General features: G+C 74.7%; 14 protein-coding genes. 8 read left to right on the forward strand and 6 right to left on the reverse strand.

What is annotated here, in order from left to right:
* The first annotated feature begins 3 nt into the window (after window positions 1-3).
* The 3 genes from ACTWJ8_RS29425 to ACTWJ8_RS29435 are packed head-to-tail and all read left to right on the forward strand — an operon-like array spanning window position 4 to window position 2,878.
* Window positions 4-1,689, forward strand: a complete 1,686-nt coding sequence (locus tag ACTWJ8_RS29425; RefSeq protein ID WP_443260712.1) for a dihydroxyacetone kinase family protein — start codon at window positions 4-6, stop codon at window positions 1,687-1,689.
* Window positions 1,686-2,156, forward strand: a complete 471-nt coding sequence (locus ACTWJ8_RS29430) for a ribose-5-phosphate isomerase (RefSeq protein ID WP_356378770.1) — start codon at window positions 1,686-1,688, stop codon at window positions 2,154-2,156. The genes ACTWJ8_RS29425 and ACTWJ8_RS29430 overlap by 4 nt, the downstream gene beginning before the upstream one ends.
* On the forward strand, window positions 2,153-2,878 hold the full coding sequence (locus ACTWJ8_RS29435) for a triose-phosphate isomerase (protein WP_356378773.1): 726 nt from the start codon (window positions 2,153-2,155) through the stop codon (window positions 2,876-2,878). The genes ACTWJ8_RS29430 and ACTWJ8_RS29435 overlap by 4 nt, the downstream gene beginning before the upstream one ends.
* A 3-nt stretch (window positions 2,879-2,881) precedes the next feature.
* Here ACTWJ8_RS29435 and ACTWJ8_RS29440 read toward each other — a convergent pair whose 3' ends face one another.
* Both ACTWJ8_RS29440 and ACTWJ8_RS29445 read right to left on the reverse strand, forming a co-directional pair.
* Window positions 2,882-4,174: a helix-turn-helix domain-containing protein gene (locus ACTWJ8_RS29440; protein ID WP_356378776.1), complete on the reverse strand. Its 1,293-nt coding sequence runs from the start codon at window positions 4,172-4,174 to the stop codon at window positions 2,882-2,884.
* Between the two features lie 234 nt (window positions 4,175-4,408).
* Window positions 4,409-6,043: an acyl-CoA dehydrogenase family protein gene (locus ACTWJ8_RS29445; protein WP_356378779.1), complete on the reverse strand. Its 1,635-nt coding sequence runs from the start codon at window positions 6,041-6,043 to the stop codon at window positions 4,409-4,411.
* A gap of 89 nt (window positions 6,044-6,132) precedes the next feature.
* Here ACTWJ8_RS29445 and ACTWJ8_RS29450 point away from each other — a divergent pair, with 89 nt between their 5' ends.
* Window positions 6,133-7,302 carry a YihY/virulence factor BrkB family protein gene (locus tag ACTWJ8_RS29450; RefSeq protein WP_356378782.1) on the forward strand — a complete coding sequence of 390 codons (1,170 nt, stop codon included), beginning with the start codon at window positions 6,133-6,135 and terminating at the stop codon, window positions 7,300-7,302.
* 18 nt (window positions 7,303-7,320) lie between these two features.
* Here the strand turns inward: ACTWJ8_RS29450 and ACTWJ8_RS29455 are convergent, their stop codons facing one another.
* The gene (locus ACTWJ8_RS29455; protein ID WP_443260713.1) at window positions 7,321-8,166 is read right to left on the reverse strand and encodes an NmrA family NAD(P)-binding protein; all 846 of its coding nucleotides are present in this window, start codon (window positions 8,164-8,166) and stop codon (window positions 7,321-7,323) included.
* An 80-nt stretch (window positions 8,167-8,246) separates the two neighbouring features.
* Here ACTWJ8_RS29455 and ACTWJ8_RS29460 point away from each other — a divergent pair, with 80 nt between their 5' ends.
* Together ACTWJ8_RS29460 and ACTWJ8_RS29465 are read left to right on the forward strand one after the other, a co-directional pair.
* Window positions 8,247-9,179: a cupin domain-containing protein gene (locus tag ACTWJ8_RS29460; RefSeq protein WP_443260714.1), complete on the forward strand. Its 933-nt coding sequence runs from the start codon at window positions 8,247-8,249 to the stop codon at window positions 9,177-9,179.
* Window positions 9,176-9,877 (forward strand): helix-turn-helix domain-containing protein, encoded by a 702-nt coding sequence (locus ACTWJ8_RS29465; RefSeq protein ID WP_443260715.1) that lies wholly within the window; start codon window positions 9,176-9,178, stop codon window positions 9,875-9,877. Before ACTWJ8_RS29460 ends, ACTWJ8_RS29465 begins: the two co-directional genes overlap by 4 nt.
* On the opposite strand, the gene ACTWJ8_RS29470 is transcribed toward ACTWJ8_RS29465, so the two are convergent.
* Entirely contained in the window at window positions 9,870-10,247 is a 378-nt protein-coding gene (locus ACTWJ8_RS29470; protein ID WP_443260716.1) for a VOC family protein, read from the reverse strand. The two genes, ACTWJ8_RS29465 and ACTWJ8_RS29470, sit on opposite strands and share 8 nt — an antisense overlap.
* A gap of 98 nt (window positions 10,248-10,345) precedes the next feature.
* On the opposite strand from ACTWJ8_RS29470, the gene ACTWJ8_RS29475 reads away from it, so the two are divergent.
* Entirely contained in the window at window positions 10,346-11,002 is a 657-nt protein-coding gene (locus tag ACTWJ8_RS29475; protein WP_356378796.1) for a DUF4389 domain-containing protein, read from the forward strand.
* Here the strand turns inward: ACTWJ8_RS29475 and mmuM are convergent.
* On the reverse strand, window positions 10,999-11,898 hold the full coding sequence (mmuM, locus tag ACTWJ8_RS29480; RefSeq protein WP_443260717.1) for a homocysteine S-methyltransferase: 900 nt from the start codon (window positions 11,896-11,898) through the stop codon (window positions 10,999-11,001). The genes ACTWJ8_RS29475 and mmuM overlap by 4 nt on opposite strands.
* A gap of 39 nt (window positions 11,899-11,937) precedes the next feature.
* Window positions 11,938-12,891: an NADP-dependent oxidoreductase gene (locus ACTWJ8_RS29485; protein WP_443260718.1), complete on the reverse strand. Its 954-nt coding sequence runs from the start codon at window positions 12,889-12,891 to the stop codon at window positions 11,938-11,940.
* Between the two features lie 70 nt (window positions 12,892-12,961).
* On the opposite strand from ACTWJ8_RS29485, the gene ACTWJ8_RS29490 reads away from it, so the two are divergent.
* Entirely contained in the window at window positions 12,962-13,966 is a 1,005-nt protein-coding gene (locus ACTWJ8_RS29490; protein WP_356378804.1) for a GlxA family transcriptional regulator, read from the forward strand.
* The last annotated feature ends 5 nt before the right edge of the window (window positions 13,967-13,971 follow it).

Raw genomic sequence — 13,971 nt, forward strand, 5'->3', positions numbered from 1 at the left:
CGGATGGCACCGCTGACCAACGACGCCCGCCGCTTCGCCCGCGAGGCCATCGGCGGTTTCGCCGCCGCGCACGCCGACCTCGTACGCCCCGTGCACGGCGGCGTCGTCCGCGCCTCCGCCACCCCGCCGGGACAGGTCGCCGTCGTGCTCGGCGGCGGCAGCGGCCACTACCCGGCGTTCGCCGGCTGGGTCGGACCCGGCTTCGCGCACGGCGCCGCCTGCGGCGAGATCTTCGCGTCCCCGTCCGCCGGGCAGATCGCGTCCGTGGCACGCGCGGCGGAGAACGGCGGGGGAGTCCTCTTCGGCTTCGGCAACTACGCGGGCGACGTCCTGCACTTCGGCCAGGCCGCGCAACGCCTGCGCGCCGAGGGCGTCGACGCCCGCGTCCTCACCGTCACCGACGACCTCGCCTCGCACCCCGACCCCTCCCAACGCCGTGGCATAGCAGGCGATCTGACCGTCTTCAAGATCATGTGCGCGGCGGCGGAACGCGGCGCGCGGATCGACGAGGTCGAGGAGATCGGCCGCCGCGCCAACGCCGCCACCCGCACCCTCGGATACGCCTTCGACGGCTGCACCCTCCCCGGCGCGCCCCGCCCCCTCTTCTCCGTGGCTCCCGGCCGGATGGCCCTCGGCCTCGGCATCCACGGCGAACCGGGCCTCGACGAGGCCGAGTTGACCGACGCCGACACCATCGCCGACCGGCTCCTCGACGGCGTGCTGAAGGAGGCCCCCGACGGGGCGCGGCGCGCCGCCGTCCTGCTCAACGGGCTCGGCGCCACCAAGTACGAGGAGCTGTTCGTCGTCTACCGCAGGATCGCGGAGCGGCTCGCCGCCGCCGGGATCGAGGCGGTCGCCCCCGAGGTCGGCGAGCACGTCACCAGCCTCGACATGGCGGGCCTCTCCCTGACTCTCACCTTCTTCGAGGAGGACGACGAACTCGCGGAACTGTGGCGGGCCCCCGCCCTCGCCCCCGCGTTCCGGCGCGGCCACATCGCGCCGCGCCCCGACCGCACCGACGACCTCACCGAGACCGCCACCACACGGCCGCCGGCCCCCGACCCCGGCAGCCCCGCCTCCCGCCGCGCCGCCGCCCGCGCGGCCGACGCCCTGCGCACCGTCCGCGCCACCGTCGCCGCGCACGAGGAACGGCTCGGCGCCCTCGACGCGGTCGGTGGCGACGGCGACCACGGCATCGGCATGCGGCGCGGCGCCGACGCCGCCTGCGAGGCCGCGGACCGGGCGCTCGCCGCGGGCGCCGGAGTCGGCACCCTCCTGGTCCGTGCGGGCGAGGCCTGGTCGGACGGGGCGGGCGGCACATCGGGCGCGCTGTGGGGCGCCGCCCTCACGGCGGCCGGCACCGTCACGGGCGACCGCGACCCGGTGACGTACGCACAACTGGTGCGCGCCGTACGGGAGTCCGTCGACGCGATCGTGCGGCTCGGCGGCGCACGGCCCGGCGACAAGACCCTCGTCGACGCCGCCGTCCCCTTCGCCGAACGCCTCCCGCACGACGGATGGGCCGCGGCGGCCGCCGCCGCGACCCGCGCAGCGGACGACACCGCGCGCACCACGGCCCGCCTCGGCCGCGCCCGCACCCACGGCGAGCGCACCCTCGGCACCCCCGATCCGGGAGCCGTCTCCTTCGCCCTGATCGTCACGGCACTCACCCCGCAGGAGGACGCATGAGCACGATGCGCGTGGTCGTCGGCTGCGACAGCGCAGGACTCGACTACAAGGAGGCCCTCAAGGCCGACCTCGAGAACAACCCGGAGGTCTCCGAGGTCGTCGACGCGGGCATCACGCCCGGCGGCGAGGACACCGCCTACCCGCACGTCGCCGTCGACGCCGCGCGCCTCGTCGCCGAGGGCCGCGCCGACCGCGCCCTGCTCGTCTGCGGCACCGGACTCGGCGTCGCCATCGCCGCGAACAAGGTGCCCGGCATCCGCGCCGTCACCGCCCACGACTCCTTCTCCGTGGAACGCGCCGTGCTCTCCAACGACGCCCAGGTGCTCTGCCTCGGCCAGCGCGTCATCGGCCTCGAACTCGCCCGCAGGCTCGCCCGGGAGTGGCTCACCTACACTTTCGACCCGCACTCCGCATCGGCCGCGAAGGTCGCTGCCATCAGCACGTACGAACAGGTGGAGAGCGCATGACCCGCTGGATCGGGACCAGCTTCAAGATGACCAAGACCCGTTCCGAGGCCGCGCGCCACGCGGCCCGGGTGCGGGCCGCCGTCGGGGACGGGATCGACGGCGTGCAGCCCTTCCTGATCCCCTCGGCGACCGCCGTCAGCCTCGTCGCCGACACTCTCGGCCCCCGCTCGCCCGTCCTGACCGGCGTGCAGAACGCCCACTGGGAGGACGAGGGCGCCTGGACCGGGGAGATCTCGGTGCCGCAGGCCGCCGACGCGGGCGCCCGGCTCGTCGAGATCGGGCACTCGGAGCGGCGCGCCCACTTCGCGGAGACCGACGAGACGGTCCGTCTCAAGACGGCCGCCGCGCTCCGCCACGGCCTCACCCCGCTCGTCTGCGTCGGCGAGAGCGCCGAGGCCAGGGACGCGGGCCGGGGCGCCGCCGTCGTACGCGCCCAGGCCGAGGCCGCACTCGAAGGCCAGTCGGACCCGGGCGCCGTCCTGCTCGCCTACGAACCGGTGTGGGCGATCGGCGCCCAGGGCCGCCCGCCGCGCCCCGAGGAGATCGCCCCCGCCCTCGCGGCGCTCGCCGAACTCCCCGTCAAGGCCGTCCTGTACGGCGGCTCCGTCGACCTCGGCAACGCGCCGTGGCTGCTCGAACTCCCCGGCGTCGACGGCCTGTTCGTGGGGCGCGCGGCCTGGGACGTCGACGCGTACATCAAGCTCCTGGAACTCGCCGGGTGACGCTCAGGGCCGCTCGCCGGATTCCCGCGCCGCGACCACCGTCGCGGCCAGCGAGTGCGGGAGCAGGTCCCGCGGGTCATCGGGCAGCCGGACCGTGACCTCCGCGTCGTCCGCGAACCGGTACGGGCGGTGGGCCAGCAGCGGGCCCAGGTAGCGGCGGATCCGGGACATCTCGGCGCGCACCGTCACCGTCCGCGCCCGGTCGCCGAAGAGGTCGTCGGCCAGTTCGGACGCGCTGCGCCCCGACGCGTGCAGGGCCAGCACGTACAGCAGTTCGGCGTGGCGGGGGCTCAGCTCGTGGCTCCAGGAGGCCGCGGGCCCCGCCACCTCGAGGGACCAGCGGCGCGGCCTGCTCACGTCGAGGGAGATCCGGGTCGCCTCCAGCCGGCCGGGCTCCTCGTCGACCATCAGGAGCCAGCCGCCCGGCAGCGGCGTCACCCGGCACGTGCCGAGCGCCGGCACCCAGCTGCTGCCCTCCGCCAGCGACTTGGGCAGCGCCACCCGGTCGAGCGGCGGCATCCCGGTGACCGCGGCCGTCCAGCCGAACCCGTCGACCGCGAGCGCCCGCCCCGTCATCCGGGCAAGGACGGGGGAGGCGACCGAGCGCAGCCGCTCCAGGCCCGACTGCAACTGCTCGCGCAGCCGCGCCTCGGCGAGCTGCGCCACCGAGTGCACCCACGAGAGGGTCGCCGGATGCATCGTGTCCATCGGCCCGCTGATGTCGACGACGCCGAGGAGCCGCCCGTCGCGCGGGTCCGTCACCGGGGCGCCCGTGCAGATCCACGGGTGCTGCGACTGCACGAAGTGCTCGGCGGAGAACACCTGCACGGGGCGGCGGGCCACCAGCGGGGTGCCTATCCCGTTCGTCCCGACGACGTCCTCCGCCCAGTGCGCGCCCAGTTCGAAGCCGAGCCGGTCCGCCATCCGCAGCACACCCGAGTGCCCCTCGCGCCACAGGATCCGGCCGTCGGCGTCGCTGATCACCATGATGTGCTGCGCCGCGTCGGCCACCGTCACCAGTGCCTCGCGCAGCATCGGGAGCAGCGGAAGCAGCGGGGACGCCTGCCGCCGCTCCTCCAGCTCCTCCGCGCTCAACAGCCCCACGCGGACGTCGTGGTCCGGGTCGACGCCGCCCCGCAGCATCCGCTGCCAGGAGTCGCCGATCACCGGGCGCGGCCGCACCTGCGGCCGCAGCCCCGAGAGCGTCGCGTCACGCACCCCCTTGAGCAGGCGGGACGAGTGCGCCACGTCCATGGCGGACAACCGTGCGAGGTCGATCGTCGAATCCTTGTTCATGCGGGGAACCTCGGTTTGGGGAGATGCGCCCATCCTGCCCTGAGAACCCCGGCAAGGGTGGTCCTTCCCGAGGAACGTTGCAACCCCCTGCAACCCTGGTGAACAACCGTGCGGGGTTTGAAACTGGGACCAACGCCGCCGATGCGGTGTTCGAGCTCCTCAAGGGGGCCTGATGAGCGGGGATGGTGCCGTGTCGGCGCAGCACCATCCCCGCGTCATCGTCCCCTGAGGGGCTCACAGCTCAGGACGCGCCCGCTCCACCAGCGCCGCCAGGTCGAGCGTGTGCGGCAGCGTCCCGAACGCCGCGCCCCTGTCGCCGCCGAACCGCGCCGCGCAGAACGCGTCCGACACATCGGCGGGCGCGTACCGCGCGAGCAGCGAGCCCTGGAGCACCAGCGCGATCCGCTCCACAAGACGCCGCGCCCGCGCCTCGATGCCGTCCAGGTCGCCGAGTTCGGTCAGCACGTCCTTCACCGCCGCGTCGAGCCGGTGGTCCGCCCCGCGCGACCTGCCCACCTCCACGAGGAACGCGTCGAGCGCGCCCGGCTCCCGCTGCAACGCCCGCAGCACGTCCAGGGCCTGCACGTTCCCCGCGCCCTCCCAGATCGAGTTCAGCGGCGACTCGCGCAGCAGCCGCGGCATCCCGGACTCCTCCACGTAACCGTTGCCGCCCAGGCACTCCAGCGCCTCCGCCACCAGCGGCGCGGCGCGCTTGGTCACCCAGTACTTGGCCGCGGGCACCGCGATCCGCAGGAACGCCCGCTCCTGCTCGCCACCGTCCTCGTACGCCGCCGCGAGCCGCAGCGCGAGCGTCGTCGCGGCCTCCGACTCCAGCGCCAGATCCGCCAGTACGTTGGTCATCAGCGGCTGGTCGATCAACTTCGCGCCGAACGCCTCGCGGTGCGCGCAGTGGTGCGTCGCCTGCGCCACCGCCTGCCGCATCAGGGCCGCCGAGCCGAGCACGCAGTCGAGCCGGGTCGCCGCCACCATCTCGATGATGGTGCGCACCCCGCGCCCCTCGTCGCCGACCCGGCGCCCCCACGTCCCGTCGAACTCGACCTCCGCCGACGCGTTCGACCGGTTGCCCAGCTTGTCCTTGAGGCGCTGGAGCGCGAACGCGTTCCGGGTGCCGTCCGGCAGCACCCGCGGCACGAGGAAACACGTGAGACCGGCCTCCGCCCGCGCGAGCACCAGGAAGCCGTCCGACATCGGCGCGCTGCAGAACCACTTGTGTCCGGTGAGCGCGTACGCGCCCTCGTCGGCCAGCGGTACGGCCCGCGTCGTATTGGCCCGTACGTCGCTGCCGCCCTGCTTCTCCGTCATCGCCATGCCGAAGAGCGCCCCGGCCTTCTCGGCGGCGGGGCGCAGCCCGGAGTCGTACACCGTCGACGTGAGCCGCGGCTCCCACTCGGCCGCGAGCTCCGGCTCGGCGCGCAGCGCGGGCACCGCCGCGTGCGTCATCGACAGCGGGCACAGATGACCCGCCTCCACCTGCGACCACACCAGGAACGCGGCGGCGCGCCGCAGATGGCCGCCCGGCCGGGTCCACGCGGAGGTGAGCCCCGACGACACACCCTTGCCGAGCAGCCGGTGCCACGAGGGATGGAACTCCACCTCGTCGATCCGGTGGCCGTAGCGGTCGTGGGTGCGCAGGCGCGGCGGATTCTCGTTCGCGAGCCGGCCCCACTCCTGTGCCTGGGCGGAGCCCGCGGTGCGGCCGAGCAGCGAGAGGTCGGCCTCGGCCTCCTCGCGCAGTTCGGGGGCGAGATGCCTGCGCAGCCCCTCGGTCAGCGCCCGGTCCGACGAGAAGACGTCGTACCCGGAGAGCGGCGGGACCTGATTGGTGACGGTATGCGTGCTGCCTGCCATGTTCGCGAACCTACCCGCGCCGCCCCAAAGCCCACCACAGGCCGGGCCTGAGGTCGGACGCGGCCGGTGCCGACGGATAACGTTGGGGCGTGCAGCCAGCAAGTGAATCCCCCGAACCGCCGTCCGGCCGCCTCCACCGGGTGCGCGTCCTGTACCACAACGTCTCGAAACGGAAGACGGCCTGGCTGCTCCTGAAGGACACCGTCAACTCCTGCATGGAGTACCGCATCCTCGGCCTCGCCGCCGAGGCCGCCTTCTTCACCCTGCTGTCCGTGCCGCCGCTGCTGCTGTCCCTGGTGGGGCTGCTCGCCTACGTCGACACCTGGACCGGCGCGGACACCATCGCCGGCGTCCGCGACAACATCCTGGAGGCCTCCCGCACGGTCCTCACCGACCAGGGCGTCAAGGAGATCGCCGAACCGATTCTGGACGACGTCATCAAGGGCGGCAGGCCCGACGTCATCTCCATCGGCTTCCTGCTCTCGCTCTGGTCCGGCTCGCGCGCCGTGTCGACGTTCGTGGACACGGTGACCGTGATGTACGGACTCGACGGCGTACGCGGCATCGTGAAGACGCGCCTGCTCGCGTTCCTGCTCTTCCTGGTGGGACTGGTCGTCGGAGCGATCGCGCTGCCGCTGATGATCGCGGGCCCGGACGCGGTGATCGGCCTCGTGCCCTGGTCGCAGACGCTCGTCCAGATCCTGTACTGGCCGGTGGTCCTCGTGCTGTCCATCGCGTTCCTGACGACGCTGTACCACGTGTCCGTGCCGGTGCGCTCGCCGTGGATCGAGGACGTGCCCGGCGCCCTCGTGTCGCTCGCGATGTGGATCCCCGGCAGCTTCCTGCTGCGGCTCTACCTCACCAACACCATCGAGGGCCCCACCATCTACGGCTCGCTCGCCGCGCCGGTCGCCGTGCTGCTGTGGATCGGCGTCTCGGCGTTCGCGGTGCTCGTCGGCGCCGCCGTGAACGCGGCGATCGACCGGGTGTGGCCGTCCGTCGCCACCGGCGCGGCGCGCGCCGCGAACGAACGGCTCCGCGCGGCGGCCGCCGCCGAGCAGGCCGCGGGCTCCCTCGACCCGGACTTCCTCGACGACGACCCCGACGACCCGGACGAGGGCGACGACCCCGGCATGCCGTCGGAGTTCCCCGAGCGCTGGTCCAAGTTCCTGCCCCCGGAGGACGTCACCTCCCGGCTGCGCACGCACGCCCGCAAGAACGGCGACGGCACCACCGGCACAGGCGAGGAAGAGGACTGACCCGGGTCCGGCGGCCGGCTACTTCCACGCGCCGGCCGCCGCCTCCCGCTCAGCGAACTCCCGGAAGGGGCGCGGGCCGCGCCCCAGCACCCGCTCCACGTCCCCGGCCGTCGCCGCGTTCCGCCCGTCGAGCAGCGTCCCGAACAGCTCCACCAGGAACGCCACTTCCTCCGCCGGCACCCCGAGACCGGCGAGCACCGCCCCGTACTCCCGCACCGGCACCGGCACATAGCGCTTCTGAGTCCCGGTGGCCGCCGCGACCTCCGCGAGCGCCGCGCCCCACGTCAGCGGCTCCGGCCCGGTCAGCTCCAGCACCTCGCCCACGTACCGGTCCGTCGGCTCGGCCAGCACCGCCACCGCCACGTCGGCGATGTCACGGACGTCGACGAACGGCTCGCGCAGCCCGGCGGGCGCCGCGAACGCCAACTCCCCGCCCCGCACCTGCTCCGCGAGCGGCCCCTCGCTGAAGTTCTGCTGGAACCACGCGCACCGCAGCACCGTCCAGTCGGCCCCCGACGCGCGCACCGCCGCCTCCGCGGGCAGCGCCTGGTCCTCGCCGCGCGCCGACAGGAGCACGATCCGGCGCACCCCGAGCTCCACCGCCCGCCGCGCCAGCGCCCCCACGTCCCGCGCCGTGCCCGGCGCGCCGATGTCCACCGGGTGCGCGAGATACGCCCCGTCGGCGCCGCGCAGCGCGGCGTCCCACGTCCCCCGGTCGTCCCAGTCGAACCGCACCGCGCCCGACCGGGACGCCGCCCTGACGTCGAGACCGGCGGCGCGCGCCGCGTCGGCGACCGCGCGCCCCGTACGACCGGTCGCCCCGGTCACCAGCACCGTCCCTGTGTTCCGCTCCGTCTGTGTCATGCCTCCACTCCACCGCCGCGCGCCGCCCGCCGACATCGCCGAGCCGCTCACCGCCATACGCGTCCGTCTACGCTGCCCCCATGGACGTACTCGCAGGGCTCCTGGACGGGCCGAGGGCGCGCGGGGCCTTCATGATCCGGGCCTGCTTCGAGCCGCCGTGGTCCGTGCGGATCGCCGACGAGGCACCCCTCAGCGTCATGATCATGGCGGCGGGCGACGCGTGGATCCTGCCGGAGGACACGGGGGACAAGCCCCGGCACATCCGCCCCGGCGACCTCGCGATCGCCCGCGGCCCCGCCCCGTACGTCTGCTGCGACGACCCGGCCACCGCGCCGCGCGCCGAGATCGGCCCGGGGCAGGTGTGCCGCCCGCTCGGCGCCGCGCACGTCGGCCGCTACCGGGACCTCGGCGTACGGGAGTGGGGCGAGTCGCCGGACGCCCCGGCGCGGATGCTGATCGGCACCTACCAGCTGCGCGGCGAGCTGACGGCACGCCTTCTCGACGCGCTGCCGCCGCTGCTCGTGCTGCCCACCGAGGTGTGGCGCTGCCCGCTCACCCCGCTGCTCGCCGAGGAGATCGGCAGGGAGGGGCCTGGCCAGGACGTCGTCCTCGACCGGCTCCTCGACCTGCTGCTCATCACGTCCCTGCGCGCCTGGTTCTCCCGCCCTGAGGCCGACGCGCCCGCCTGGTACCGGGCGCTCGGCGACCCCGTCGTCGGCCGGGCGCTGCGGCTGATCCAGGACGCGCCCGCGCACCCCTGGACCGTCCTCGAACTCGCCGAGCGGGCCGGGGTCTCGCGGGCCGCGCTGGCCCGCCGCTTCACCGAACTCGTCGGCGAGCCCCCGATGACGTATCTGACCGGCTGGCGGCTCGCGCTCGCCGCCGATCTGCTGCGCGAGGGGGAGGCCACGGTCGCGGCGATCGCCCGGCGCGTCGGCTACGGCAGCGCGTTCGCCCTGTCCACCGCGTTCAAGCGGGAGTACGGGGTGAGCCCGCAGGAGTACCGGAAATGAGCGGCGCGTACGAGGAACGGGCGGCGCGGGTACCCGGGGCGACGGTGTGGACCAGGACCGTCGCGGACGCCACCGACGCGGCGGCACTTGTGCTGCCCGACGGCTGCATGGACCTGATCTGGAGCGAGGGCCGGCTGTTCGTCGCGGGCCCCGACACCCGGGCCCATCCCGGCGGCGCGGGCGAGGACCGCCGGTACGCGGGCATCCGCTTCGCCCCGGGCACCGCGCCCGGCTACCTCGGCGTCCCCGCGCACGAACTGCGGGACACCCGCGCCGAGCTGGCCGACCTGTGGTCGGGCGCCGAGGCGCGGCGGCTGACCGAGCGGATCGACGCCGCGGCGGACCCGGCCGCCGCTCTGGAGGCCCTGGCCGCGCGACTCGCGGGCGCCGCGGGCCCGCCCGACCCGCTGCTCGGCCACGTGGCGCGGGCGCTCGGCGCGGGCCGCACCGTCACCGAGGTCGCCGCCGAGACCGGGCTCGGCGCCCGCACCCTGCACCGCCGCTCGCTCGCCGCGTTCGGCTACGGCCCCAAGACCCTCGCCCGCGTGCTGCGTCTGCAACGCGCCCTGGCGCTGGCCCGCGCCGCCGTCCCGTTCGCGGAGGCCGCGGCCCGCGCCGGATACACCGACCAGGCCCATCTGGCGCGCGACGTCAGGGACCTGACCGGCAGCACGCTCGGCCGGCTGCTGCTCAGGTGAGGGGCGCGAACAGGTCCACCTGATTGCCGTCCGGGTCGAGCACCACGGCGTACCGCTGCCCCCACGGTGCGTCCCACGGCTTCGCCTCGCCATGGTGCCCGGCCCCCGTCAGGTCCTCGTACGTCGCGTCGACCCCCGCGGCGTCCCCGCAGTGGAAGGCGAGCCCGATCCGGCCGCGCCCGCGCTCGCCCGCTTCCGGTACCGGATCGAACATCAAGCGGATGCCGCCCGCCAACTCCGCTTCCACGTGGGGGAGTTGCTCGGCGCCGTCCGGGAAGGTGAGGCCGAGGCGGCGGTAGAAGGCGAGCGTCGCGGTCAGATCGCTGGTGGCGACGCCGATGGCGTCCATGTGGATACGGATCTCGTTCATGCGGCCCACCGTAGGCAGCGCCACCGTGACCGGTCTTGTACGAAACGGACACCGCCCGTCTCCTTGTGCGCGGGCCGAAATCGCCGTACACGACGGACATGACCGAAACCGAGACGCTATTGGCGGCCGCGGAGCCCGCGAGCCCGGTCACGCTGGAAGCCGACTACGACCCGGCGCCGTCACGCTGGCTGTGGCTCGTCAAGTGGCTCCTCGCGCTGCCGCACTTCCTCGTGCTGGCCCTGCTGTTCGTCGGCTTCGCCGTCGGCACCGTGATCGCCTGGTTCGCGATCCTCATCACCGCGCGCTACCCGCGCGCCCTCTTCGACTTCAACCTCGGTGTGCTGCGCTGGAGTTGGCGCGTCACCTACTACTCGTACGGAACGCTCGGCACCGACCGCTACCCGCCCTTCACGCTCGGCCCGGCGCCCGACTACCCGGCCCGCCTCGACGTCGCCCGCCCCGAACGGCTCTCGCGCGGGCTCGTCCTCGTCAAGGGCTGGCTGCTCGTGCTGCCCCAACTGCTCCTCGTGTCCCTGCTCGTGGGCGGCTCCAGCACGGCGGGCGGCGTCGTCGGACTCCTCACCTTCTACGCCGCCGTGGCCCTGCTCTTCACGGGCGGCTACCCGCGCGGCATGTACGACCTCAACATCGGCCTGCACCGCTGGGCGGCGCGCGTGACCGCGTACGCGGCGCTGATGACCGACACGTACCCGCCGTTCCGCCTCGACCAGGGCGAACGCGAACCGCTCGGCTAGCGCTCCAGCGCCGTCGCGATGCCGGCCACCGCGCCGGGGCCCACCCGGCAGCAGCCGCCGACGAGGCGGGCGCCCGCGTCGCGCCAGCCGGTCACCTGCTCCGGTGCGAACGTGGAGCGGCCCGCCCAGGCCCGCGCGCCCGCGTCCCACTCCTCGCCGCTGTTCGGATAGACGACCACCGGCTTGCCCGTGACGCGGGCCGCGATCCGCACCGCGGGCTCGACGTCGGCGGGAGCGCAGCAGTTGACGCCGACCGCCACGACCTCGTCGGCCTCGGAGGCCACCGCGAACGCCTCCTCCAGCGGCTGCCCGGCCCGGGTGGACGCCCCGTCCACGCTGTACGAGAGCCAGGCGGGGACGCCGAGCCCGCGCACCGCCCGCACCAGGGCCCGCGCCTCGTCCGCGTCCGGCACGGTCTCCAGGGCGAACGCGTCGGGCGCCGCACCCGCGAGCACCTCCAGGCGCGGCCGGTGGAACGCGTACAGCTCCGCCTCGCCCAGCCCGTACCTGCCCCGGTACTCGGACCCGTCGGCGAGCATCGCCCCGTACGGTCCTACGGAGGCCGCCACCCACAGCGGCCGGTCGAAGCCACCGGCCGCCCGGCGCGCCAACTCGACGCTGGAGGCGATGAGTTCACCGGCCTCCTCGCGCCCGATGCCGCGCCGCGCGAAGCCCTCGAACGTGGCCTGGTAGCTCGCCGTGATCGCGACGTCGGCGCCCGCCGCGTAGTACGCGCGGTGCGCCGCGACGATCGCCTCCGGCTCCTCCGCGAGCAGCCGCGCCGACCACAGCTCGTCGCTCAGGTCGTGCCCGGCGGCCTCCAGCTGGTTGGAGAGGCCGCCGTCGAGCACGAGCACCCCGTCGGCGAGGGCGCGGAGGAAGGAGTCGCTGGTCATGACGTCGACGCTAACCGACCGGCGGCCCCGGCGTGCGGCCTACCGCACCGTCAGCACGAGCTTGCCCTGCACCCGCCCCGTGTCGCCCTCCGCGTGCGCCTTCGCGGCCTCGGCCAGCGGATACGTACCGGACACGTGCACCTTCAGCTTCCCGGAGCCGACGAGGTCCAGGATCGCGCGCATCCCCGCCTGGTCGTGCTCGACGAGCATCTCGGTGGCCCGCACGCCCAGCTCGGCGGCGCGCGCGGCGGTGTCGGCGAAGTCCCCCGGCAGCAGCGACACCAGGATGCCGCCCGGCTTCAGCACCTCCAGGGCGCGCAGCCGGTCCTGGCCGCCGAGCGTGTCGAGGACGACGTCGATGTCCCCGGTCTCGGCCACGACGTCGGCGGTCCGGTAGTCGATCACCTCGTCGGCGCCGAGGCCCCGCACGAAGTCGTGCTTGGCGGCCGACGCCGTCCCGATCACGTACGCGCCGCGCGCCTTCGCGATCTGCACCGCCACGTGCCCCACGCCGCCGGCCGCGGCCTGCACGAGCACCCGCTGCCCCGGCCGGACGTCGGCGATGTCGACGAGCGCCTGCCAGGCCGTGAGACCGACCAGCGGCAGCGCGCCCGCCTCCACATGCCCGAGCTCCGCGGGCTTGGGCACGAACGCGCGGGCGGGCCCGGCCACGTACTCGGCGTGCGAACCGGCCCCGTACGGGTACGGCAGCATGCCCAACACCTCGTCGCCCGGCTTGAACAGGGCGACGCCGAGACCGACCGCCTCGACGACGCCCGACACGTCCCAGCCGAGCACGAACGGCGGCTCACCGAGGAAGAGGCCCATGGAGCGGTGCTTGTAGTCCGTGGGGTTGAGGCCCGCCGCGTGCACGGCGACCACGATCTGCCCGATGCCGGGCTTCGGCCGCGGCGCCTCGACCTCGCGCAGCACGTCGGGGCCGCCGAGGGTGTCCTGGTTGATGGTCTTCATGGTGGTGGTGTCGTCACTCATGTGATCAAGCCTGCGGCACCGCTCCCGCCGCGGCAATGGCAAGATGGCCATCCGGCGATAGGATCGTGCCATGACGTCCCTCGGCCCCATGAGTCCCGCGAGCGCCGCCCCGGCAGGCCCGCCGCACCGCGTCGTCGTGCTCGCGCTCGACGGCGTCTACCCCTTCGAGCTCGGCATCCCCAAGCGCGTCTTCGGCTCGGCCGGCGGCGTCTACGAGGTCCTGACCTGCGCCGCGACGGAGCAGCGCACGGTCCGCACGGACGCCGACTTCACCATCACCGTCGCGCACGGACCCGAGGCCCTGGAGCGCGCCGACACCGTGATCGTCCCGCCGTACGACATGTCCCGCGTCGGCGAGCCGCTGCCCGAGGCCGAGCGGGCCGCGCTCGCCCGCATCAGGCCCGGCGCCCGCATCGTCTCCATCTGCACCGGCGCCTTCACGCTCGCCGCCGCCGGGATGCTCGACGGGCGGCGCGCCACCACGCACTGGGCGCTCGCCGACCGCTTCCGCCGGATGTTCCCGCACGTCGCCCTCGACCCGGACGTGCTGTTCGTCGAGGACGGGCCCGTGCTGACCTCGGCGGGCGCCGCATCCGGCGTCGACGCCTGCCTGCACGTGGTGCGCTCCGACCACGGCGCCGCGCTCGCCAACTGGGTCGCCAAGTGCTGCGTCGTCCCGCCGTGGCGCGAGGGCGGCCAGGCCCAGTACATCGAGCAGCCGGTGCCCGAGGAGGGCGACAGCGGCACCGCGCCGGCCCGCGCCTGGGCCCTGGAGCACCTCGACCGGCCGCTCGCCCTGCGCGAATGGGCCGCGCACGCCCGGATGAGCCCGCGCACCTTCGCCCGCCGCTTCCAGGAGGAGACCGGTACGAGCCCGGGGCGCTGGCTGATCCGCCAGCGCGTGCACCGGGCCCGCCACCTCCTGGAGTCCACCGACCTGTCGGTCGACCGGATCGCGGCGGAGGTCGGCTTCGCCACCGGAACGTCGCTGCGCCAGCACCTGCACGCCACGATCGGCGTCACCCCGCAGGCGTACCGCCGCACGTTCCGCGCGAACCCGGTGCCGACCTCCTGATCGGC

Origin of the sequence: Streptomyces sp. SDT5-1 (genome assembly GCF_052245995.1) — a bacterium.
GTDB lineage: Bacteria > Actinomycetota > Actinomycetes > Streptomycetales > Streptomycetaceae > Streptomyces.